Source organism: Pseudomonas sp. YeP6b (assembly GCF_025642995.1).
Lineage (GTDB): Bacteria > Pseudomonadota > Gammaproteobacteria > Pseudomonadales > Pseudomonadaceae > Aquipseudomonas.
In genome coordinates, this window is the sequence record NZ_CP080090.1 from 3,486,180 (window position 1) to 3,508,666 (window position 22,487).

The window sequence follows — 22,487 nt, forward strand, 5'->3', positions numbered from 1 at the left end:
GGATGCTCTCAAGAACCGCTGCAGATCTCTACTGGATGTCCCGTTACCTGGAGCGTGCCGAAAACCTGGCCCGCATGCTTGAAGTCAGTTATTCACTGTCACTGATGCCCCAGGGCGGGCGCGCCGATGGCCGCACCGAATTGGCGATGTCGCTGTTGGCTGCCGGCACGCTGGATGATTACAACGAACGCCATGGCGAGCTCAACAATGCGCGCATGTTGCATTTTTTCGCCTTGGACGAAACCAACCCCGGCAGCATCTATTGCTGTTTGCAGGCGGCGCGAGCTAATGCTCACGCGGTGCGCGGACGTATAACCGCCGACATGTGGGAAAACATCAACGCCACATGGCTGGAGATGCGCAAGATCGCCAACAATGGCTTGGCGCGGTATGGCATCAGCCATTTCTGTGAGTGGGTCCGGGAACGCTCGCATCTGTTTCGCGGCGCGACTTCCGGCACCATCATGCGTAACGATGCCTACAGTTTCATTCGGCTTGGAACGTTCCTTGAGCGCGCCGACAACACCCTGCGCCTGCTGGATGCGCGCTATGAAATGTTCGGTGAGGCGTCGGAGGAGGTCAGCGACAACTCGGCCCGTGGCTACTACCAATGGAGTGCGCTGCTGCGTGCTTTGTCGTCCTTCGAAGCGTTCAACGAGATCTACCGCAATGCCCCGGGCGCCGAGCAAGTCTCCGGGATGTTGCTGCTGCGTGCCGACGTCCCTCGGTCGCTGCGAGCGTGCATTGAGGAGTTGGATCAAATCCTTGCAAGCCTGCCGGGCAGTAATGGCCGTGCGGCCCAGCGCTTGGCCGCCGAGCTGAATGCGCGACTGCGCTACACCGGGATCGAAGAAATACTGGACCCAGGCATACACCTGTGGCTGACCGATTTCATTGCCCAAATGAGTCATTTGGGCCAGACCGTTCACGAGTCCTACCTGGAGGTCGTATGAAACTTTCTATCCGCCACGACACCACTTACAGCTACGCCGATGAAGTGTGCACCAGCATCCAGTTCCTGCGTTTAACCCCCAAGAACAGCAAACGCCAACGCATTCTGCAATGGCATCTGGAGCTACCTCGGCTGGTGCGCGCCCAACTTGACCCTTACGGCAATATCCTGCACGTGATGACGATGGACGAACCTCACGGTGCCTTGGTGCTGAGCGCGTTTGGCCAGGTGGAAATCGACCAGACGCTGGACGTGGAGTATGACGATAAATCTGCATTGCCGTTTCTGCGCACCAGTCACTTGACCACCGCTGACAGTCCCCTGATCAATTTTGCGGAGTTGCACTGCGGTGCTCACCGTGATCGTGCGGCTTTGATCGGTTTGATGAACGCCTTGGCCGATCACATGCCTTACACCCCCGGCGCAACGGCCGTCGATAGCACAGCAGCGCAGGCGTTTGCCGGTCGCGTGGGCGTCTGCCAGGACCACACGCACGCGTTCCTGGCCTGTGCCCGCAGCTTGGGAGTTCCGGCGCGTTATGTATCGGGCTACCTGTGTACAGAAGATGAAAGCCACCTGGCCAGCCACGCCTGGGCCGAGGCGTGGGTGGACGGCGGTTGGTATAGCTTCGATGTGACCAACCGCTTGGCGCGGCCCGAACGCCATCTGAAACTCGCCGTGGGGCTGGACTACCTCGACGCTTGCCCGGTACGCGGAATGCGTCGAGGCGGCGGTGCCGAATCAATGCTGGCGCGGGTCCAGGTGAGTTCGATGTTCCAGGTTCAACACGCGTAGTACCGCTGCTGTCGCAATAACCGGCCATATCGTGGTTGAGACGATAGGGCCGCGTATTTCAATTTCACGAGTTAACACACATGACTTACTGCATCGCTATGCACCTGGCTGACGGGCTGGTGTTCATCTCTGACTCACGAACCAATGCGGGCATCGACCAGATTTCAACGTTCCGTAAGTTGTTTATTTTCAACACCCCCGGAGACCGGATGATCGTTCTGCAGACCGCGGGGAATTTGGCTACCTCACAATCGGTGGTTAACCTGCTCAGGCAGCGTTCTACGGGGGAGGGCGTGCACCTATTAAATGTCCGCAGTGTGTATGACGCTACGGTGCTGGTAGCCGAGACGATTCACGAAGTGGTCACCCGAGATCAGGCGAAGCTGGCTGGTAGTACCGACTTGAGCTGCTCTTTCCTGGTCGGTGGACAAGTGGCGGGGGAGGCGATGAATGTATTCAGCATTTACCCGCAAGGTAACTTTATTCAAGCGACTGAAGACACGCCTTTTCTGCAGTTGGGCGAAAGCAAATACGGCAGGCCCGTGCTTGACCGTAATCTGACGTATCAGACGTCGATAGGAACGGCGCTGCGCTGTGGGCTGATTTCTTTCGACTCGACCATGCACAGTAATCTGTCGGTGGGCATGCCACTGGATTTGTTGGTGTACAGGAAAGACAGCTTTAGTGATGCGAAGAGCTATCGCATTACTCACGACGACCCTTACTTTGTGCGCCTGCGCACACAGTGGGCTGCGAGGCAGTACGACATGCTGACCGACCTTCCGGAGGCACCGGGAGCTTATATGATGCCGGGCTGATTCACTTGAAATCTACTGCCTGGCACCTGAGCCAACTGGAGTAACTCTTCAATAACCACCCGCATCTTGGGTTGGATGTAGGGTGTCTTGATCCAAATGGCGTGAACAGGCATAGCGTCTGCGGCTTGATCGTCGAGCACGGACACGAGCGAGCCTGAGCGCAGGTGATCCTCTACCAGCCATGTGGGGACTTGGGCCAAGCCGCATCCCGCCACCGTAGCAGCCAGGATGGCTTCGCAATCGCCTATTTCATGGCGTACCGGGATTTCATACGCTTCAGTCTCACCTTCGGAATTTTTGAGTAACCAACTGGGGCGTTGGCCCAAAGGCCACCCTACGACGCAGTCGTGTTGCCTCAGGTCCTCGGCAACCTGGGGCACACCGCGCCGTTCGAGATAGGAGGGCGCGCCACAGATTACACGGCGATGCTCGCCCAATCGACGAGCGACAAGATCCAGATTATTACCCAGCGGTCCCACGCGCACTGCAAGGTCTATCCCGTCGTCCATCAAATCTGTGGTTCGGTCGCTGAAGGTTATCGACAGTTCCAACTGGTCGTAACGTGTGGAAAGGTCTATCAGCGAAGGCAAGATATACCTGCGCCCAAACGCTGTAGGCAAATCAATGCGTACGCGACCGGCAGGTAACTGCTGCGCGCTGCCCAATCGGCTTTCGGCTTCATCCAGGATTGCCATGGCGTTCTGGCAATCGCTGAGATAAGAGTCTCCGTCATTGGTCAGCGTCACCCTGCGTGTGGTCCTGTGAAACAGCTTGGTTCCCAGTCGATTTTCCAACCTCAGGATGCTTTTGCTAAGGGCTGACCCCGTCATTCCCAACGCCTGGGCAGCAGAGGTGAAGCTGCCTGATTGAGCGACGGCGACGAAATTTCGAATCTCAAAAAATTGGTTCTTTAGCATGCTGATTGATTCCGCAGGGGACCGAGACTCGTGAATTTTGGAGACTTAATCATCTTCTGCGAACAGCATAGACTAATTCAACTGTAGGGAAACAGCATTTTAAATAGCGCTGAAATTTATCAATGGCGTTGGTTGATTAATGATTAAAAACAGACGGCGTGAAAGTGCCGTATGCCCCTAACTAAGAGTTAGCAATATGAATATTATGAAAGACTTTCACGGAAAAGTTGCATTCATTCAAGGCGGCTCCCGCGGTATAGGGGCGGCCATTGTTAAACGTCTGGCCCAAGAGGGCGCAGCCGTTGCATTCACTTATCGATCTTCCCCAAATGAAGCACAAGCGCTGGCGGATGAGTTGAACGTTGCAGGATGCAACGTTATCGCCATACATGCAGACAGTGCTGACCCGCGAGCGTTACAGCAGGCCGTGCGCCAAGCAGCGAAGCACTTTGGCGGGCTGGACATACTTGTAAACAACGCCGGTATCCTTCCGTGGGGAGCACTGGAAGAAATGACCTTGGCGGAAATTGACCTGGCACTGGCGGTCAACGTGAGGGCCGTGATTATTGCCAGCCAGGAAGCGATTCTCCACATGGGGGTTGGGGGGCGGATTATTAATATTGGCAGCGTAAATGCCGACCGAATTCCGATTGCTGGTGGTGCGGTCTATGCGATGACCAAAGCATCGCTCGTGGGTTTTACAAAAGGCTTGGCGCGAGACCTTGGGCCCAGCAAGATCACGGTCAACACCGTTCAGCCAGGCCCCATTGATACTGACATGAACCCCGCCGATGGTGAGGTCGCTAGCCAACTTAAACAACTAATGGCACTCCGGCGATATGGAAAAAGTGAAGAGGTTGCCAGCTTTGTTGCTTACCTTGCCGGCCCTGAAGCCGGATTTATCACCGGCGCCAGTCTGAACATTGACGGTGGCTTTGCAGCTTGATCCTCTAAAACAACACAGTGAAACTTATGAATAATGTTCTCAGAAGTTTGGTGATTGCAGCTTGCAGCTTGATGTTTCCCCTTGCCGTGCAAGCGACTGAGGAGTTTCCGGTCCCCGCGGGATTTGAGCGAGGGTTTGAAGACGTTAACGGTCTGAAACTTCACTATGTTGCAGGGGGAAGGGGGCCTTTGATGTTGATGGTCCATGGCTTTGGCCAGTCGTGGTACGAGTGGCATCAGCTCATGCCGGAGCTGGCGAAAAAGTACAGGGTTATCGCCGTCGACTTACCTGGCCTCGGGATGTCTGAGCCGCTTAAGACATCTTATAGCGGGCAGGAAGTCTCACCCTATATCTACGCGTTTGCCAAGCGCTTCAGCCCCGACGCACCGTTCAATTTGATGGCGCACGACATCGGTATTTGGGCGACGTACCCAATGTTGGCGCAACATCCGAAAGATATTGCCAAGGTTGCTTATCTTGAGTCAGTCATCCCGGATGAACTGATGTATAACTTTCCCGCGTTTACCCCACAAGGTGAGTCAACCGCTTGGCACTTCAGTTTCTTTTCAGCGGACGACAAACTGGCGGAAACCCTAATCGCCGGCAAAGAAAAGCTTTTTCTCTCTCACTTCATCAAAAAACATGCCGAAAAGCAGTCAGTGTTTACCGATGAGCTGCTAGGGCTTTACGCAAAATCGTATGCAAAACCACAAACCTTGCACGCTGCATTCGAGTATTACCGCGCACTGCCACAATCGGTACAGCAGAACAAAGCGCTGTTGGCGCAAGGAAAGCTGAGCATGCCGCTACTGGCAGTGGCAGGGGACGGGCGTGGCAGCCTTGGCCAAGCTCAAATCGATCAGATGAACAGGTACGCTTCGAATGTACAAGGCCATGTGTTGCGGGGCTGTGGGCATTGGTTGATGGAAGAGTGCCCTTCGCTGGTCGAACCGCTCGTGGTCGGTTTCTTTGACGGGAAGTAATTTAAAGGTGACCAACGATACCCGCATTGGCGGGTATCTTGATGATGCGTTAAGAAAAAAGTGGAATAGCGAAAAATGAGACAGGTCTTAAATGAAGCACATCGGACATCAGATAAAAATTAGACTTTAAAGCTAATAGGATGTTCTCTTGTGCGTTTATTTATCGGTCGGGCGCTACTATTTTTTCAGCTATTTACGGTTGCGACTGCTCAGGCGCGCTCCAATTATTTTGATATCCCCGTTTGGCCAGGCGATGAAGAGTCGTGCCCAGCACCCAATAACATAGAAAATAACAATGGGATTTTCAGTTCATCAGCCAAGACGAATGGAGTCAACTGGACTGGTGTAATAATCGATGATGCCGACGATCAAGTAATTAAATTTGAAAAAGGCGTGTTCGTACTGGCTGAAGATAACTCTCTCACTCGTGGCTTTATAAATGGCTGTATTTACGTTACTCAGCAGGGACGCTATCTGAATATGCGAATCGACGTTGGCGAAAATTACGAAGAGCTTATGTGAGTTGTGAAATCTACAGCATGGAGGCCATCGCGGGCGCTTTCATCTAACGAAGTTCGGTTAAGGACCGAGATGCCACATTTTGAGTATTTCGCTGCTTATAGACAGACGACCTTCATCCATCGAGTGCTGAAAAAAGCTCCCGCAAACAGCAAAGACCTGAGCGACAGATCCTTGGGCCATATGGTAAATTCCTGAGCAATGATCTCCCATCGTCTCAGCTGCTAAACTGCGCTCACGCTTTGAGACTGTATAGCTAAATGGACGCCATTCAGCATTTACCACGTACTCATCTGATTCAAGCCGCTTGCGTCCACCGATGCGTTTAAAGCGAGATTTGACCACGGGACCGACCCAGCCCAGGGGCGGGTTGAGACAGAACTTCATAAATTGCTCAGCATCAGTGCGACGTAGGTCCAAGATCGGTTTTCGAGCAACGAGCAGAGTCCAGAGCAGCAAGCGCTCAACTTCTAGGAACGATGACAGCTTTTGTGGGGGAAGCGACTAGAGCACCTGAACATCTATGACACATAATTTAACATAATATACATTATGCGTACCCATGGATACGAAGCCTGGGTGTCTCTGCTGCTGCTTTTGATTAAGGCTCAATCGTCTAGGCCTAGATCTTTCCTGGCGTCCGCCGATGAAAGAAAAAGGCGCCGAAGCGCCTTTAAATAAGAGGTCTCACCCTACGCCAATTCTGCAGAGTTGCCGGGGTTCCTACATCAGCTTTGGCCCTGCAGGACAGCTGATTTCGCGCTCTTATTGGCATATTCGCGCCGGTGTGTCGCCAAGTCAAACCGGATCGTACCTTGGCCTGACGGTTCTACCTGGCTTGGTCAACCAACACAGGCGTGAGAAACAGAACCAGCTCAGTGCTGGTCGATACCGTCGAGCTGCTGGTGAACAACCATTTGAAGCCAGGGATTTTGCCCAGAAACGGCACGCTTCTAACGACGGTTGTATCCAGATCCGAATAAACACCACCCACAGCAATGGTCTGGCCAAACGGTGAAAAAACCCGGGACGTCAGCGAGGTTGTGTTGATCGGCGGCACGCCATTCATGGCATTGGAATAATCAGGCTCGTCCTTTGAAAGGATGACATCCAGCAGCACGCCCTTATCGTTAACGATCGGAGTCACGTCGAGCGACAAAGCAGCCTGTTTGAAAGATGTCGACGTCGCACCATCGCCGGCCGATTGCTGATAAGGAACCTGAGAGCCTTTAACAATTTTGGCTTGATGACGGTCAGAGGTATAAACACGAGGACTGGAAATCACCCTGCCCTTACCTTCCTGCTCCATAGCTGAAAGCCTGGCATCGAGCGTCAAAGCGCTTGAGACAATGCCAACAGCACCGATGGCACCAGAGGCAAAGCCAAGCGGCACAGAGCCTGAAACAGTCCCAGCACCGCTACCTACAGTGCCACCCCATTGAACGCCCAGATTCTTGGAATACGAGCGGTCCACCTCGACAATACGAGCCTGGATCATCACTTGCTTCCTGGAGTAATCAACGGCAGCAATCAGGATTTTGAGCTGCTCTAAACGCGGCTTGCTCATCCTGGCAACGATGATTGAAGAACCGTCCTCGAAATTCAAAGTCTCTCCAGAATCGAGAGGGAACGCTTTAATTGCATCAGACGCCAAAATATTGTGGACCTTGAAAATCGAAACATCAAAAGCTGGATTAACGCCAGAAGAAAGGCTGTTTTGTAATGGGGGATATTGTTCAGCCGAATACGAATTCACTGAATATGAATCACCTGGACGCGGGTAAGCACTGACACGCAAAAACTTACCTTCGACTGTGTATAAAAGACCTTTTGCCGATGTTACATATTCAATGGCTTCATCCCAGGTCACATCCTTCATTCGCATAGAAAGTGAACCACGGACGTTTACGTCTAAAACAAGATTCAAGCCACGGTAATCAGCTAAAAGCTGTAGTGCGGACGAAACCTGAATGGTCTGAAAATCAAAAGTCAGTTGTTGAGAAACGGTTTCTGCCTGGGCAAAAGAAACAAAGAAAAAGAAAAATGCAGCAACGTAGAGACGGCGCAAAGACTTAAAGGTATTCATGGCATGAGTTCCAGAGAGCTGGTTGATTAATTGGGAGCGGTCTTAGCGCTACGCTAAAGACCTCCCCCAATTAACCCACCTGTAATTGGGTTAGGCTTCTTTAATGACCAATTAGTAACTTTGAAGCCGTCAACTAAGCAATAAGCCTCGGTAAAATCCGGAAAATATCGGCAATGAAAGAAAGAAATGTACCGAGTATTCCCGTTGTTATCGGCTACAAGGGCAAGAGCCTCAGAAACTGCCTTTGAAGATGGATCGGGCTTTGAAGGATGCACAAAGCCAACAAGCCGCCACGTCGTTGAAATTGGAGGTTCAGCAGGTGCGCTGGGTTGTTTAGGAACAGAGGCGGAAACCGCATGCTTTACACCAGGTTGATCGGTAGTAAAAAACCTTTTGACAAAATAAACACCCAGGACGATACAAACGATAAAAGAACCTAGCGCAGCCCATAAGCCAAAGGAACGCAGAATACTTGAACGGCCATCTGCTGAAGACTCATCACCCACGGCACCAGAGTTTGATTGAGTAGCTGACTTGTAAAATGAATACACGGACGCCTTAAAAGTGCCTGCTGTAGTCCTTATTAACTTTGTTTTTGAAGGTGCATCACCAGTAACAGCACCATTATAAATATCAACCTTAAAGGTCTTTTTGGTAATTTTCCTAATCCGATAAGTAGTCTCGATTAAAAGACGCACCCATGACGAGATTTGAGCAAGGTCTTGAGTTACAAGAACAACGCGCATTGAATTGTTCTTATCATCGACACGATGCCTATGCTCAGCAAGCAGTGACTTATCAGCAAGATTAGCTTGGTTAACATTTTTACCGGCAGGCCACCTCCTCCAACATTCGTCAATGATAGCGACAGATCCAGCCGGAATAATCTCGGAAAGGTCATCAAGCTCAAACCAATCATCAGGCAATTGAGTAATATTTCCCCCGTAGGTAGACAGAAGATCATCAATGGACAAAGGGATATTTGTGACCACATGCCTATCTTGTTTCAACGAAGGAATTATAACGTGCTCGACAACGCCATAACTTTTTCCGTGCCCAGGTTTACCGACATAAGCATGAATAGCCATAAATCACCCAATAAACGGAATGCGACGAACAAGAAAACGCAAAAGATAAGCGCTGCTAACAACAGTGATCCCAAAAGGGATTTGCATAATATTAAGGAAATACCAGACCGAAGGATCTATAGCCGTAAATAACTCACCAGCGCTAGAAATAAGCCCAACAATAAAGCTAGTGCTAATAAGGTCAAGAAGCGCTTGATAAAGCCAATCAGCGATAGCAACAACGGCATCAACAAAGAATTGCAAAATCTCTTGCAAGATGGATAACAGCCAATCACCAAAACCAGTCATATATCACTCCATTTTTTAGCCGCTAAAATCACGCAGACAGAAACACACGCAAAGCAAGTAATGACCAAGCTGCTAAAAAAACAGCACTAAGTATCGGAGAGATTCCGGCAAACAATACGCAGTGAGCATCAAACGAAATGATAGTTCCTAAAATGGCAATGTCAGCAGTTGGGCAGGTTCCACCAGAATTAGCAGATGAGATTTTCTGTTGGAATTCCTCCATCGCAACACCAAAACCAGAATGATTTAGATCAACTTGCATGCCATGAACAAAAGCCTGGTAGTGAACAGCATTAACCTCACTGTCTAAAACAGAATCCGCATTCAACGATCCGGGATTAGTGAAAGAGAGCTCACCGTCAAAACCGGAATCGCCATCCCCACCGTTATTACCATCGCCTGGATTTCCTCCATCCCCAGGGCCAGGGTCGGTGCCATCGTCGCCGCCGTCGCCAGGATCAACAACGGGGGTGAGAGGATCCCCAACGGCTGGACTGGTGTAGCCGGACTCAGCACCGCACGAAGGAGACGCGGTATTAAGACCCACAACGAAGTTACAGTAACCAGTGCTAGTAGAACCGGTAGTGAGATAGCAGTTGGAACTAGAGGCAGACTCGCCCAAGTAAGAACATGAACTGTGACAAATGTCAGAAGTAACAGAGCTACTTTGCCATGCGACATAATATTTATCACCCGACTTGATGGCGGCAGAATCAGGGCCGCGAACCTCAATAGTTGCAGGACAAACAACAGCCTCTTTGATTGCACCGATACTGTTGTTCATGACTGTGCCGAACGACGTATAAGAATAGCCGCAAATGGCATTCTGTGAGCCGTTCATGGTGCAAGCACCGGCCTTATAATCCTTTCGATTGACGTTTGTATTTAGAGCAACAACAGCATCAACAAAAGTGGAGATCAGTGCTTCAGGGGAATCTTGAACGCCTGCCCTGGAACACTGACTTGGAAATCCAGCGGTGGTCGTGGTGTTGCATTTCCATCCCGCAAAAGCAGATGATGAAAAGAACGCTAAAAACAAAAGAGGCAGTAGGCAAAGATTTTTCATTTCACCACCCTGAGAAGACAGCAAATGAACAACCAGAACCAATGACGAACATGGCAAAATAATAAAGTTGGTCCATGTAACGGCCTCAAATTTTGATTAAAAAAAGGGCGCCCGAAGACGCCCAGGTCACGCAGGTGGAAGCGATTAACCGCGCAGGAAACCCAAGACGATTTTTGCGCCTTTAATACCGGCATAAACACCGGCGAGAATACCGGCGACAGCCAGAACACCTACGGAAATGGTGCTGAAATCGATCGAGGAAGTCAGACCAGTGTAATCCCAGGCTGCTGCGCCTTCAGCAGCGAAAACAGACGGAGCAGCAACAGTAACGGCGACAGCGGAAACAGCTACAGCAAACGATTTTTTGAACATGGGTAAATCCTCAGGATTGTTTGATGAAGTTTAAAACCGTCCGAATTCCCATAGACCCGACCATGAAGAACGCGACTAAGGTAAATCCGGCCCCAAATGCTTGAGCCAAGACAGTTGGATCAAGCTGAGACGGATCAAAAGGAGGCAAGTTATTGACGACCTCCCATGAAGAAGAACAAATTGGAATGCCACCCTCAGTTGAAATGTCGGATGGACAATAGAGGGTGCCAGACATTACGCAGGCTTCTGAGTTGCAGAAGAAGCAGGAGCGCTAGAACTAACACGGCGACCTTGACGAGGATCAACTTCAAAAATCAGTCGATCATCACGAACTTGAGCAATGACATCACACTCATACTTTCCTGGCTGAGGAACTTGCTGAGGAGTTTCCGCATAAAAAGTACATTTTTGCGGATACGGAATATTTGGCAAGTGCGCATATGCTTCAAACATGCAGTAAGGCTTACCGCTCTTTGCCGCAGTACCACTACGGTGGTTGCCAGTTACTTCGACTACTATAACGTTAGACATGATATTGCCCTTTTCACAATGTTGGGGGTCAAGAACAGCGCTTGACCCACGTTAGGCCCAACTGAGCGCTATTAATAAATGAAATCAGATTTATCGTAAGCCCTTACGTATCGTATAGGGAGGCTCCGATGAGATGACCAGTCGATGAACATTCCATCCTGTGCATTGGGAAACATTCGACCAAGCACAGTAATCACAAAGCCAGCAGCATATGGTTGAGTCATTCAAGAAACCTATCTAAATACCGGCAGATTAGGAAGTGTGCCGGGCTTACGGTATGCCCAACTGGGCGCAATGGCTTCAGGATTACGCCTGAAGGTTTTGAATTTTCTTACAGAGCGTTGACGAGCTACCTCTTGCTGAGCCAGTGCAGATAAAAACAACCGCATAAGACTATTAATCCCAGCACGTTCATCACACTGAGGATTGTTGAGAGCATTTAGGAACTCCATTTCTACTGCAAAGCGTAGATTTTGATAAGCAACCTTATCCATCAGAACCCCATCCATTCGGCAACACACGTTGTTCCTGTTTCTTGTCTCTCAACAAACCAAAGCCGCTCTGGTTTAACGCCCTGCTCTTTTCGGGCCTCGACGGCTATAAGAGCCTGATGGACCTGCTGAGCAAGAATAGGATTAATGAAAGAATCTCGTACTTGCTGTTGTTCAGTTAAACGCCGTTGCTGGCCGCTAGTAAGCTGAACACCCTGAAAACTTACCGTTCTCACGCTGCTACCTGATGCAGGTGATTAGGCCGCTGATACCAGGCTGGAACAACCAAAGTGCTTTTAGTCACTTCGCGACACTGGCGTACGAACACAGGTGCAAAACGACTGGTATCGCAAGCATTACGAATATTTATACCGATCTTATTAAGGCGAGCCGCATGCGTTTCAAAAGCACGCTGAGATAAACCGTGATGATGACCACTCATCCAGAGAATGGCATAAGAGGAAGTAGCATTTGCGGACGCCCTGCCCTTACAAATACCTTCTTCAATCAGTTTGTCAGCAATACTCTGAAGGTCCATTGCAGTCACCTTTAACTTTTCATCTATTTTGAGAAACTCACTGTGGAGTTCGGCCAGACGCCTTTCATCAAATAAGCCCCAGTAGCAAAGGGCCTCACGCTGTAAATATTCACTTTTAAGTTCTTGTTCCATGCGAACTACGCCTTCTTGTGCGCAGTAATCTTTGACTCGCTGAACATATTTGTACTCTTCCGAGTTCTCACCAAATACACGCTTGATCTTTGGAAGACAGTTCTGATCCATTTCAAAGGCTTTGTCATACGCCTTTCGGTATTGAAGGCGACCGCCTTTGCCATTACCTTTCGAGGTCCAAGCAACAGTGCGTCCATTGGGATATAGAAAACCGATGGAATGCCCAATGCGCTGACTAGAAACACCACGCAAATAAGCCAAAACATTGCCCTCCCCCAATGAAACATTGGTGGTCAAATCTATTCGTTCAATCTTTGCGCCGTCGGCAATACGGTCACCGGATTTGGCTCCAGACTGCCCCTGACGAATATCAACGTGAGTACAGCGAGTAAAGCCAGGAAGGCCGTACTCACGTAAAAGCGCGTTGTAAACAGAAACGCATTGTTCGATAGAGGCAAAACCGAACAAGTTATCAAGCCGCCCTACCCGGCTAGGATTTCCTTCAACGCGGATCTTACGACCCTGAACGTGAATCGTGACGGAAGTCGAAAAGCTAGCCTCATGCTTGAAACGAGGCTGACGAGTACTAAGGAGTTCGTTTGTATTGGCGTCTATCGTCAGGGTAAGCACGTCGCACACGACAGGTAGGTCATGGTCATGCTCCTGAGAAATGGTTAGCCAATCTATGAACATCCGAACGCCTTACTGAAAGGTCTAAAGCGGTTAACTGCATCCGAAAGGACGGTATACCGCCATGATAGGCAGTCCTCCGTGTGAGTCAAGAGAAAAAGAACGGTTTTTAGCTGATACTTGTGCGATAGAAACGGCAAACCGCATTCGGAGACGCAAAATGGGCATCGGCACCAGGATCAGGCAAGAGCGACTCAAGCAAGGTCTTGAGTTGAAGGAGCTGGCAAAATTGAGTGGTATCCCGGAGCGGACGCTTGCAGACATCGAGCGGGAGGTTTCAAGTCCTCGAGCAGAAAACCTAAAGAAAGTAATCATCTCGTTGGGCTGCTCAGCTGATCAAATCATGTTCGACGACGACGAACTGACTGAGGACGGCGACCTGGCCCTACTGGTGCGCGAATTAGGAAAAACAGAAGAAGACACGCGGCAGACAGTAAAGCGAGTGATCAGAGCAATGCTGGTCCAGGAGCGAGTTTTTGAGCTGGAGAAAATTAGAAATTTCGACGACGCTCACAAGGAAGAAAACAGGCAGCGGCAGATGCTGGCAATGCCATTGAAGCGTTACGAAAAAACGAGCAAGTGAAGTCAGAAACCGAAGAAGTCTTCGGTAAAGTGGGGGTGTAACATTATGCGTACCCATGGATACGAAGCCTGGGTGTCTCTGCTGCTGCTTTTGATTAAGGCTCAATCGTCTAGGCCTAGATCTTTCCTGGCGTCCGCCGATGAAAGAAAAAGGCGCCGAAGCGCCTTTAAATAAGAGGTCTCACCCTACGCCAATTCTGCAGAGTTGCCGGGGTTCCTACATCAGCTTTGGCCCTGCAGGACAGCTGATTTCGCGCTCTTATTGGCATATTCGCGCCGGTGTGTCGCCAAGTCAAACCGGATCGTACCTTGGCCTGACGGTTCTACCTGGCTTGGTCAACCAACACAGGCGTGAGAAACAGAACCAGCTCAGTGCTGGTCGATACCGTCGAGCTGCTGGTGAACAACCATTTGAAGCCAGGGATTTTGCCCAGAAACGGCACGCTTCTAACGACGGTTGTATCCAGATCCGAATAAACACCACCCACAGCAATGGTCTGGCCAAACGGTGAAAAAACCCGGGACGTCAGCGAGGTTGTGTTGATCGGCGGCACGCCATTCATGGCATTGGAATAATCAGGCTCGTCCTTTGAAAGGATGACATCCAGCAGCACGCCCTTATCGTTAACGATCGGAGTCACGTCGAGCGACAAAGCAGCCTGTTTGAAAGATGTCGACGTCGCACCATCGCCGGCCGATTGCTGATAAGGAACCTGAGAGCCTTTAACAATTTTGGCTTGATGACGGTCAGAGGTATAAACACGAGGACTGGAAATCACCCTGCCCTTACCTTCCTGCTCCATAGCTGAAAGCCTGGCATCGAGCGTCAAAGCGCTTGAGACAATGCCAACAGCACCGATGGCACCAGAGGCAAAGCCAAGCGGCACAGAGCCTGAAACAGTCCCAGCACCGCTACCTACAGTGCCACCCCATTGAACGCCCAGATTCTTGGAATACGAGCGGTCCACCTCGACAATACGAGCCTGGATCATCACTTGCTTCCTGGAGTAATCAACGGCAGCAATCAGGATTTTGAGCTGCTCTAAACGCGGCTTGCTCATCCTGGCAACGATGATTGAAGAACCGTCCTCGAAATTCAAAGTCTCTCCAGAATCGAGAGGGAACGCTTTAATTGCATCAGACGCCAAAATATTGTGGACCTTGAAAATCGAAACATCAAAAGCTGGATTAACGCCAGAAGAAAGGCTGTTTTGTAATGGGGGATATTGTTCAGCCGAATACGAATTCACTGAATATGAATCACCTGGACGCGGGTAAGCACTGACACGCAAAAACTTACCTTCGACTGTGTATAAAAGACCTTTTGCCGATGTTACATATTCAATGGCTTCATCCCAGGTCACATCCTTCATTCGCATAGAAAGTGAACCACGGACGTTTACGTCTAAAACAAGATTCAAGCCACGGTAATCAGCTAAAAGCTGTAGTGCGGACGAAACCTGAATGGTCTGAAAATCAAAAGTCAGTTGTTGAGAAACGGTTTCTGCCTGGGCAAAAGAAACAAAGAAAAAGAAAAATGCAGCAACGTAGAGACGGCGCAAAGACTTAAAGGTATTCATGGCATGAGTTCCAGAGAGCTGGTTGATTAATTGGGAGCGGTCTTAGCGCTACGCTAAAGACCTCCCCCAATTAACCCACCTGTAATTGGGTTAGGCTTCTTTAATGACCAATTAGTAACTTTGAAGCCGTCAACTAAGCAATAAGCCTCGGTAAAATCCGGAAAATATCGGCAATGAAAGAAAGAAATGTACCGAGTATTCCCGTTGTTATCGGCTACAAGGGCAAGAGCCTCAGAAACTGCCTTTGAAGATGGATCGGGCTTTGAAGGATGCACAAAGCCAACAAGCCGCCACGTCGTTGAAATTGGAGGTTCAGCAGGTGCGCTGGGTTGTTTAGGAACAGAGGCGGAAACCGCATGCTTTACACCAGGTTGATCGGTAGTAAAAAACCTTTTGACAAAATAAACACCCAGGACGATACAAACGATAAAAGAACCTAGCGCAGCCCATAAGCCAAAGGAACGCAGAATACTTGAACGGCCATCTGCTGAAGACTCATCACCCACGGCACCAGAGTTTGATTGAGTAGCTGACTTGTAAAATGAATACACGGACGCCTTAAAAGTGCCTGCTGTAGTCCTTATTAACTTTGTTTTTGAAGGTGCATCACCAGTAACAGCACCATTATAAATATCAACCTTAAAGGTCTTTTTGGTAATTTTCCTAATCCGATAAGTAGTCTCGATTAAAAGACGCACCCATGACGAGATTTGAGCAAGGTCTTGAGTTACAAGAACAACGCGCATTGAATTGTTCTTATCATCGACACGATGCCTATGCTCAGCAAGCAGTGACTTATCAGCAAGATTAGCTTGGTTAACATTTTTACCGGCAGGCCACCTCCTCCAACATTCGTCAATGATAGCGACAGATCCAGCCGGAATAATCTCGGAAAGGTCATCAAGCTCAAACCAATCATCAGGCAATTGAGTAATATTTCCCCCGTAGGTAGACAGAAGATCATCAATGGACAAAGGGATATTTGTGACCACATGCCTATCTTGTTTCAACGAAGGAATTATAACGTGCTCGACAACGCCATAACTTTTTCCGTGCCCAGGTTTACCGACATAAGCATGAATAGCCATAAATCACCCAATAAACGGAATGCGACGAACAAGAAAACGCAAAAGATAAGCGCTGCTAACAACAGTGATCCCAAAAGGGATTTGCATAATATTAAGGAAATACCAGACCGAAGGATCTATAGCCGTAAATAACTCACCAGCGCTAGAAATAAGCCCAACAATAAAGCTAGTGCTAATAAGGTCAAGAAGCGCTTGATAAAGCCAATCAGCGATAGCAACAACGGCATCAACAAAGAATTGCAAAATCTCTTGCAAGATGGATAACAGCCAATCACCAAAACCAGTCATATATCACTCCATTTTTTAGCCGCTAAAATCACGCAGACAGAAACACACGCAAAGCAAGTAATGACCAAGCTGCTAAAAAAACAGCACTAAGTATCGGAGAGATTCCGGCAAACAATACGCAGTGAGCATCAAACGAAATGATAGTTCCTAAAATGGCAATGTCAGCAGTTGGGCAGGTTCCACCAGAATTAGCAGATGAGATTTTCTGTTGGAATTCCTCCATCGCAACACCAAAACCAGAATGATTTAGATCAACTTGCATGCCATGAACAAAAGCCTGGTAGTGAACAGCATTAACCTCACTGTCTAAAACAGAATCCGCATTCAACGATCCGGGATTAGTGAAAGAGAGCTCACCGTCAAAACCGGAATCGCCATCCCCACCGTTATTACCATCGCCTGGATTTCCTCCATCCCCAGGGCCAGGGTCGGTGCCATCGTCGCCGCCGTCGCCAGGATCAACAACGGGGGTGAGAGGATCCCCAACGGCTGGACTGGTGTAGCCGGACTCAGCACCGCACGAAGGAGACGCGGTATTAAGACCCACAACGAAGTTACAGTAACCAGTGCTAGTAGAACCGGTAGTGAGATAGCAGTTGGAACTAGAGGCAGACTCGCCCAAGTAAGAACATGAACTGTGACAAATGTCAGAAGTAACAGAGCTACTTTGCCATGCGACATAATATTTATCACCCGACTTGATGGCGGCAGAATCAGGGCCGCGAACCTCAATAGTTGCAGGACAAACAACAGCCTCTTTGATTGCACCGATACTGTTGTTCATGACTGTGCCGAACGACGTATAAGAATAGCCGCAAATGGCATTCTGTGAGCCGTTCATGGTGCAAGCACCGGCCTTATAATCCTTTCGATTGACGTTTGTATTTAGAGCAACAACAGCATCAACAAAAGTGGAGATCAGTGCTTCAGGGGAATCTTGAACGCCTGCCCTGGAACACTGACTTGGAAATCCAGCGGTGGTCGTGGTGTTGCATTTCCATCCCGCAAAAGCAGATGATGAAAAGAACGCTAAAAACAAAAGAGGCAGTAGGCAAAGATTTTTCATTTCACCACCCTGAGAAGACAGCAAATGAACAACCAGAACCAATGACGAACATGGCAAAATAATAAAGTTGGTCCATGTAACGGCCTCAAATTTTGATTAAAAAAAGGGCGCCCGAAGACGCCCAGGTCACGCAGGTGGAAGCGATTAACCGCGCAGGAAACCCAAGACGATTTTTGCGCCTTTAATACCGGCATAAACACCGGCGAGAATACCGGCGACAGCCAGAACACCTACGGAAATGGTGCTGAAATCGATCGAGGAAGTCAGACCAGTGTAATCCCAGGCTGCTGCGCCTTCAGCAGCGAAAACAGACGGAGCAGCAACAGTAACGGCGACAGCGGAAACAGCTACAGCAAACGATTTTTTGAACATGGGTAAATCCTCAGGATTGTTTGATGAAGTTTAAAACCGTCCGAATTCCCATAGACCCGACCATGAAGAACGCGACTAAGGTAAATCCGGCCCCAAATGCTTGAGCCAAGACAGTTGGATCAAGCTGAGACGGATCAAAAGGAGGCAAGTTATTGACGACCTCCCATGAAGAAGAACAAATTGGAATGCCACCCTCAGTTGAAATGTCGGATGGACAATAGAGGGTGCCAGACATTACGCAGGCTTCTGAGTTGCAGAAGAAGCAGGAGCGCTAGAACTAACACGGCGACCTTGACGAGGATCAACTTCAAAAATCAGTCGATCATCACGAACTTGAGCAATGACATCACACTCATACTTTCCTGGCTGAGGAACTTGCTGAGGAGTTTCCGCATAAAAAGTACATTTTTGCGGATACGGAATATTTGGCAAGTGCGCATATGCTTCAAACATGCAGTAAGGCTTACCGCTCTTTGCCGCAGTACCACTACGGTGGTTGCCAGTTACTTCGACTACTATAACGTTAGACATGATATTGCCCTTTTCACAATGTTGGGGGTCAAGAACAGCGCTTGACCCACGTTAGGCCCAACTGAGCGCTATTAATAAATGAAATCAGATTTATCGTAAGCCCTTACGTATCGTATAGGGAGGCTCCGATGAGATGACCAGTCGATGAACATTCCATCCTGTGCATTGGGAAACATTCGACCAAGCACAGTAATCACAAAGCCAGCAGCATATGGTTGAGTCATTCAAGAAACCTATCTAAATACCGGCAGATTAGGAAGTGTGCCGGGCTTACGGTATGCCCAACTGGGCGCAATGGCTTCAGGATTACGCCTGAAGGTTTTGAATTTTCTTACAGAGCGTTGACGAGCTACCTCTTGCTGAGCCAGTGCAGATAAAAACAACCGCATAAGACTATTAATCCCAGCACGTTCATCACACTGAGGATTGTTGAGAGCATTTAGGAACTCCATTTCTACTGCAAAGCGTAGATTTTGATAAGCAACCTTATCCATCAGAACCCCATCCATTCGGCAACACACGTTGTTCCTGTTTCTTGTCTCTCAACAAACCAAAGCCGCTCTGGTTTAACGCCCTGCTCTTTTCGGGCCTCGACGGCTATAAGAGCCTGATGGACCTGCTGAGCAAGAATAGGATTAATGAAAGAATCTCGTACTTGCTGTTGTTCAGTTAAACGCCGTTGCTGGCCGCTAGTAAGCTGAACACCCTGAAAACTTACCGTTCTCACGCTGCTACCTGATGCAGGTGATTAGGCCGCTGATACCAGGCTGGAACAACCAAAGTGCTTTTAGTCACTTCGCGACACTGGCGTACGAACACAGGTGCAAAACGACTGGTATCGCAAGCATTACGAATATTTATACCGATCTTATTAAGGCGAGCCGCATGCGTTTCAAAAGCACGCTGAGATAAACCGTGATGATGACCACTCATCCAGAGAATGGCATAAGAGGAAGTAGCATTTGCGGACGCCCTGCCCTTACAAATACCTTCTTCAATCAGTTTGTCAGCAATACTCTGAAGGTCCATTGCAGTCACCTTTAACTTTTCATCTATTTTGAGAAACTCACTGTGGAGTTCGGCCAGACGCCTTTCATCAAATAAGCCCCAGTAGCAAAGGGCCTCACGCTGTAAATATTCACTTTTAAGTTCTTGTTCCATGCGAACTACGCCTTCTTGTGCGCAGTAATCTTTGACTCGCTGAACATATTTGTACTCTTCCGAGTTCTCACCAAATACACGCTTGATCTTTGGAAGACAGTTCTGATCCATTTCAAAGGCTTTGTCATACGCCTTTCGGTATTGAAGGCGACCGCCTTTGCCATTACCTTTCGAGGTCCAAGCAACAGTGCGTCCATTGGGATATAGAAAACCGATGGAATGCCCAATGCGCTGACTAGAAACACCACGCAAATAAGCCAAAACATTGCCCTCCCCCAATGAAACATTGGTGGTCAAATCTATTCGTTCAATCTTTGCGCCGTCGGCAATACGGTCACCGGATTTGGCTCCAGACTGCCCCTGACGAATATCAACGTGAGTACAGCGAGTAAAGCCAGGAAGGCCGTACTCACGTAAAAGCGCGTTGTAAACAGAAACGCATTGTTCGATAGAGGCAAAACCGAACAAGTTATCAAGCCGCCCTACCCGGCTAGGATTTCCTTCAACGCGGATCTTACGACCCTGAACGTGAATCGTGACGGAAGTCGAAAAGCTAGCCTCATGCTTGAAACGAGGCTGACGAGTACTAAGGAGTTCGTTTGTATTGGCGTCTATCGTCAGGGTAAGCACGTCGCACACGACAGGTAGGTCATGGTCATGCTCCTGAGAAATGGTTAGCCAATCTATGAACATCCGAACGCCTTACTGAAAGGTCTAAAGCGGTTAACTGCATCCGAAAGGACGGTATACCGCCATGATAGGCAGTCCTCCGTGTGAGTCAAGAGAAAAAGAACGGTTTTTAGCTGATACTTGTGCGATAGAAACGGCAAACCGCATTCGGAGACGCAAAATGGGCATCGGCACCAGGATCAGGCAAGAGCGACTCAAGCAAGGTCTTGAGTTGAAGGAGCTGGCAAAATTGAGTGGTATCCCGGAGCGGACGCTTGCAGACATCGAGCGGGAGGTTTCAAGTCCTCGAGCAGAAAACCTAAAGAAAGTAATCATCTCGTTGGGCTGCTCAGCTGATCAAATCATGTTCGACGACGACGAACTGACTGAGGACGGCGACCTGGCCCTACTGGTGCGCGAATTAGGAAAAACAGAAGAAGACACGCGGCAGACAGTAAAGCGAGTGATCAGAGCAATGCTGGTCCAGGAGCGAGTTTTTGAGCTGGAGAAAATTAGAAATTTCGACGACGCTCACAAGGAAGAAAACAGGCAGCGGCAGATGCTGGCAATGCCATTGAAGCGTTACGAAAAAACGAGCAAGTGAAGTCAGAAACCGAAGAAGTCTTCGGTAAAGTGGGGGTGTAACAGCACCCCCACCCCTAAACCGCATCAGGAGATGAAAATGAGTCTCAACGACACATACAAGGTCAAGGAAGTCGCCGGAGAAATTGAAGCCAATAAACACATAGATGCAGGCTGGGAATTATTAGCTGTCGCTGGTGGCGTGGACGTCGATAAAATTCCGGTGTTCCTCTATTCGCTCGGGTGGACCAGTGAGGAAAACCCTCCTCATATAAGGTAAAACTCGCGCTGGTGAATCGGACCTACCGGGACCTAACCGGCGATAGCGCTACACGTCACGGGACCGCGCTGGCTACGCTCAAATCCCGACGCGATATCTTGGAGTGATCAGGGCGCGAAGTGACACCAGGGCGACTACGGGCGATTTGAACGCGATAAAAACCCCAGGGTTCTTACGGACGCTGGGGTTTTTCTTTGGGCGATAGACCGGCCCGCGTTGCGGGGTATCGGCGCACCAGGTGCAATGCACTAGCAAGGACCTGCGAGGCGCCTAATGCCCTTCGGGCAGGTCGAGGTAAGCAGGATCAAATGACATGATACTAAGATCACTGTTCTGGTCGTGAAAATAAGGACAGACCTGCTTCAAAGGTCCAATCACGAATGGTATCAAGGCACTCACCAGCGGAATATTTCCACCGCTCAGCCTGATCAAGCCGTGAGTTTACCGCACTCAAAACCTCAGCATTTTCAGTGACCACGAGCTGCGATTTTTTGGAAAGAACGTAATGGTATTGGCAGAGCTTAAGGTAGTGCTCCTGCAGCTCAGATATCCTGACGAACGAAATCTCAAGATCACTAGCCATGACCCGTTGAAATTGCAAATAGCTTTCCTCAGCATTTTTGGATTTGTGAATCCAGAAAATACGGAAATCGTCGATTTTACTGCCTTTTGCGTTCTTAAACGCTTCAGCGACAGAGAGGTTTTCCAGAGATGCTACTAGATCATCTTCAGTCATAAGTGCTCTTGGAGGATTGGTGATAGCTACGGCTTTCGAATATAGAAGGCGTTGCAAAGTCAGGTCAACACCTGGAATTCTAGTTTCTGGATAAAGGAAAATCTGATAGCAAACTATGGAGAACAGACCATGACCTGGTTGGCTTTTGCAATCATTTAGCATGGGATTTGGCAGAGAAACGGAAACTCGGTAATATCGGTCGCGTAGCCCTTGAGGCACTTGCAGAGCCCGGTCATTAGTGACTGGGCTTTTGCCTTTCTGAAGTCCAAAAATGATGGCATTTTTGCTACCTCAGCTCAATCACCAGGTCAGATTTTGCTATCAAAAAAAGGCCACGCAT

Annotated in this window: 30 protein-coding genes; 9 read left to right on the forward strand and 21 right to left on the reverse strand. The window is 49.2% G+C overall.

Going from position 1 to position 22,487, the window contains the following annotated elements; all coding sequences use genetic code 11:
- Window positions 1-2: 2 nt before the first annotated feature.
- From KZH41_RS15470 to KZH41_RS15480, 3 genes are all read left to right on the forward strand, one after another.
- Window positions 3-953 (forward strand): alpha-E domain-containing protein, encoded by a 951-nt coding sequence (locus KZH41_RS15470; RefSeq protein ID WP_263272859.1) that lies wholly within the window; start codon window positions 3-5, stop codon window positions 951-953.
- Window positions 950-1,747: a transglutaminase family protein gene (locus tag KZH41_RS15475; RefSeq protein ID WP_263272886.1), complete on the forward strand. Its 798-nt coding sequence runs from the start codon at window positions 950-952 to the stop codon at window positions 1,745-1,747. The genes KZH41_RS15470 and KZH41_RS15475 overlap by 4 nt, the downstream gene beginning before the upstream one ends.
- An 80-nt stretch (window positions 1,748-1,827) precedes the next feature.
- Window positions 1,828-2,565, forward strand: a complete 738-nt coding sequence (locus KZH41_RS15480) for a peptidase (protein WP_263272888.1) — start codon at window positions 1,828-1,830, stop codon at window positions 2,563-2,565.
- On the opposite strand, the gene KZH41_RS15485 is transcribed toward KZH41_RS15480, so the two are convergent.
- Window positions 2,547-3,482, reverse strand: a complete 936-nt coding sequence (locus KZH41_RS15485; RefSeq protein ID WP_263272890.1) for a LysR family transcriptional regulator — start codon at window positions 3,480-3,482, stop codon at window positions 2,547-2,549. The genes KZH41_RS15480 and KZH41_RS15485 overlap by 19 nt on opposite strands.
- Before the next feature lie 196 nt (window positions 3,483-3,678).
- On the opposite strand from KZH41_RS15485, the gene KZH41_RS15490 reads away from it, so the two are divergent.
- The 3 genes from KZH41_RS15490 (at window position 3,679) to KZH41_RS15500 (ending at window position 5,933) form a co-directional block, all read left to right on the forward strand.
- Window positions 3,679-4,428: a 3-oxoacyl-ACP reductase family protein gene (locus tag KZH41_RS15490; RefSeq protein ID WP_263272892.1), complete on the forward strand. Its 750-nt coding sequence runs from the start codon at window positions 3,679-3,681 to the stop codon at window positions 4,426-4,428.
- A gap of 26 nt (window positions 4,429-4,454) precedes the next feature.
- On the forward strand, window positions 4,455-5,411 hold the full coding sequence (locus tag KZH41_RS15495; protein ID WP_263272894.1) for an alpha/beta fold hydrolase: 957 nt from the start codon (window positions 4,455-4,457) through the stop codon (window positions 5,409-5,411).
- Between the two features lie 150 nt (window positions 5,412-5,561).
- A complete protein-coding gene (locus tag KZH41_RS15500) occupies window positions 5,562-5,933 on the forward strand; it encodes a DUF3757 domain-containing protein (RefSeq protein WP_263272896.1) in 372 nt (123 codons plus the stop codon).
- Window positions 5,934-5,990: 57 nt separating this feature from the next.
- Here the strand turns inward: KZH41_RS15500 and KZH41_RS15505 are convergent, their stop codons facing one another.
- From KZH41_RS15505 to KZH41_RS15550, 10 genes are all read right to left on the reverse strand, one after another.
- On the reverse strand, window positions 5,991-6,317 hold the full coding sequence (locus tag KZH41_RS15505) for a hypothetical protein (RefSeq protein ID WP_263272898.1): 327 nt from the start codon (window positions 6,315-6,317) through the stop codon (window positions 5,991-5,993).
- A 442-nt stretch (window positions 6,318-6,759) separates the two neighbouring features.
- On the reverse strand, window positions 6,760-8,016 hold the full coding sequence (locus tag KZH41_RS15510; protein ID WP_263272900.1) for a hypothetical protein: 1,257 nt from the start codon (window positions 8,014-8,016) through the stop codon (window positions 6,760-6,762).
- Between the two features lie 53 nt (window positions 8,017-8,069).
- Entirely contained in the window at window positions 8,070-9,104 is a 1,035-nt protein-coding gene (locus tag KZH41_RS15515; protein ID WP_263272902.1) for a zonular occludens toxin domain-containing protein, read from the reverse strand.
- Between the two features lie 3 nt (window positions 9,105-9,107).
- Window positions 9,108-9,392 carry a DUF2523 family protein gene (locus tag KZH41_RS15520; RefSeq protein ID WP_052721929.1) on the reverse strand — a complete coding sequence of 95 codons (285 nt, stop codon included), beginning with the start codon at window positions 9,390-9,392 and terminating at the stop codon, window positions 9,108-9,110.
- Window positions 9,393-9,420: 28 nt separating this feature from the next.
- Window positions 9,421-10,458 carry a hypothetical protein gene (locus KZH41_RS15525; protein ID WP_263272905.1) on the reverse strand — a complete coding sequence of 346 codons (1,038 nt, stop codon included), beginning with the start codon at window positions 10,456-10,458 and terminating at the stop codon, window positions 9,421-9,423.
- Between the two features lie 144 nt (window positions 10,459-10,602).
- Complete coding sequence (locus tag KZH41_RS15530; RefSeq protein ID WP_263272907.1) at window positions 10,603-10,830, reverse strand: major capsid protein; 228 nt, start codon at window positions 10,828-10,830, stop codon at window positions 10,603-10,605.
- A gap of 10 nt (window positions 10,831-10,840) precedes the next feature.
- Window positions 10,841-11,065: a hypothetical protein gene (locus KZH41_RS15535; RefSeq protein ID WP_263272909.1), complete on the reverse strand. Its 225-nt coding sequence runs from the start codon at window positions 11,063-11,065 to the stop codon at window positions 10,841-10,843.
- Window positions 11,065-11,361: a hypothetical protein gene (locus KZH41_RS15540; RefSeq protein WP_046068130.1), complete on the reverse strand. Its 297-nt coding sequence runs from the start codon at window positions 11,359-11,361 to the stop codon at window positions 11,065-11,067. Before KZH41_RS15540 ends, KZH41_RS15535 begins: the two co-directional genes overlap by 1 nt.
- A 233-nt stretch (window positions 11,362-11,594) precedes the next feature.
- Window positions 11,595-11,855, reverse strand: a complete 261-nt coding sequence (locus tag KZH41_RS15545; RefSeq protein WP_263272912.1) for a hypothetical protein — start codon at window positions 11,853-11,855, stop codon at window positions 11,595-11,597.
- 229 nt (window positions 11,856-12,084) lie between these two features.
- Window positions 12,085-13,215, reverse strand: a complete 1,131-nt coding sequence (locus KZH41_RS15550; RefSeq protein WP_263272914.1) for a phage/plasmid replication protein — start codon at window positions 13,213-13,215, stop codon at window positions 12,085-12,087.
- 157 nt (window positions 13,216-13,372) lie between these two features.
- Between KZH41_RS15550 and KZH41_RS15555 the strand changes: the two genes are divergently transcribed.
- Window positions 13,373-13,795, forward strand: a complete 423-nt coding sequence (locus KZH41_RS15555) for a helix-turn-helix domain-containing protein (RefSeq protein ID WP_052721928.1) — start codon at window positions 13,373-13,375, stop codon at window positions 13,793-13,795.
- Between the two features lie 322 nt (window positions 13,796-14,117).
- Here KZH41_RS15555 and KZH41_RS15560 read toward each other — a convergent pair whose 3' ends face one another.
- From KZH41_RS15560 to KZH41_RS15600, 9 genes are all read right to left on the reverse strand, one after another.
- Window positions 14,118-15,374, reverse strand: coding sequence for a hypothetical protein (locus KZH41_RS15560; RefSeq protein ID WP_263272900.1), 1,257 nt, complete (start codon window positions 15,372-15,374; stop codon window positions 14,118-14,120).
- 53 nt (window positions 15,375-15,427) lie between these two features.
- Complete coding sequence (locus tag KZH41_RS15565) at window positions 15,428-16,462, reverse strand: zonular occludens toxin domain-containing protein (RefSeq protein ID WP_263272902.1); 1,035 nt, start codon at window positions 16,460-16,462, stop codon at window positions 15,428-15,430.
- A 3-nt stretch (window positions 16,463-16,465) separates the two neighbouring features.
- Window positions 16,466-16,750, reverse strand: coding sequence for a DUF2523 family protein (locus KZH41_RS15570; RefSeq protein WP_052721929.1), 285 nt, complete (start codon window positions 16,748-16,750; stop codon window positions 16,466-16,468).
- Window positions 16,751-16,778: 28 nt separating this feature from the next.
- On the reverse strand, window positions 16,779-17,816 hold the full coding sequence (locus KZH41_RS15575; RefSeq protein WP_263272905.1) for a hypothetical protein: 1,038 nt from the start codon (window positions 17,814-17,816) through the stop codon (window positions 16,779-16,781).
- A 144-nt stretch (window positions 17,817-17,960) separates the two neighbouring features.
- Window positions 17,961-18,188 (reverse strand): major capsid protein, encoded by a 228-nt coding sequence (locus KZH41_RS15580; RefSeq protein WP_263272907.1) that lies wholly within the window; start codon window positions 18,186-18,188, stop codon window positions 17,961-17,963.
- Between the two features lie 10 nt (window positions 18,189-18,198).
- Window positions 18,199-18,423 (reverse strand): hypothetical protein, encoded by a 225-nt coding sequence (locus KZH41_RS15585; RefSeq protein WP_263272909.1) that lies wholly within the window; start codon window positions 18,421-18,423, stop codon window positions 18,199-18,201.
- Window positions 18,423-18,719: a hypothetical protein gene (locus KZH41_RS15590; RefSeq protein ID WP_046068130.1), complete on the reverse strand. Its 297-nt coding sequence runs from the start codon at window positions 18,717-18,719 to the stop codon at window positions 18,423-18,425. The genes KZH41_RS15585 and KZH41_RS15590 overlap by 1 nt, the downstream gene beginning before the upstream one ends.
- 233 nt (window positions 18,720-18,952) lie before the next feature.
- Window positions 18,953-19,213 carry a hypothetical protein gene (locus KZH41_RS15595; RefSeq protein ID WP_263272912.1) on the reverse strand — a complete coding sequence of 87 codons (261 nt, stop codon included), beginning with the start codon at window positions 19,211-19,213 and terminating at the stop codon, window positions 18,953-18,955.
- 229 nt (window positions 19,214-19,442) lie between these two features.
- Complete coding sequence (locus KZH41_RS15600) at window positions 19,443-20,573, reverse strand: phage/plasmid replication protein (protein ID WP_263272914.1); 1,131 nt, start codon at window positions 20,571-20,573, stop codon at window positions 19,443-19,445.
- A gap of 157 nt (window positions 20,574-20,730) precedes the next feature.
- Between KZH41_RS15600 and KZH41_RS15605 the strand changes: the two genes are divergently transcribed.
- Both KZH41_RS15605 and KZH41_RS15610 read left to right on the forward strand, forming a co-directional pair.
- Window positions 20,731-21,153 (forward strand): helix-turn-helix domain-containing protein, encoded by a 423-nt coding sequence (locus KZH41_RS15605; protein WP_052721928.1) that lies wholly within the window; start codon window positions 20,731-20,733, stop codon window positions 21,151-21,153.
- 78 nt (window positions 21,154-21,231) lie between these two features.
- Window positions 21,232-21,411: a hypothetical protein gene (locus KZH41_RS15610; protein WP_263272917.1), complete on the forward strand. Its 180-nt coding sequence runs from the start codon at window positions 21,232-21,234 to the stop codon at window positions 21,409-21,411.
- A gap of 325 nt (window positions 21,412-21,736) precedes the next feature.
- On the opposite strand, the gene KZH41_RS15615 is transcribed toward KZH41_RS15610, so the two are convergent.
- Window positions 21,737-22,147, reverse strand: a complete 411-nt coding sequence (locus KZH41_RS15615) for a hypothetical protein (protein ID WP_263272919.1) — start codon at window positions 22,145-22,147, stop codon at window positions 21,737-21,739.
- Window positions 22,148-22,487 lie beyond the last annotated feature (340 nt).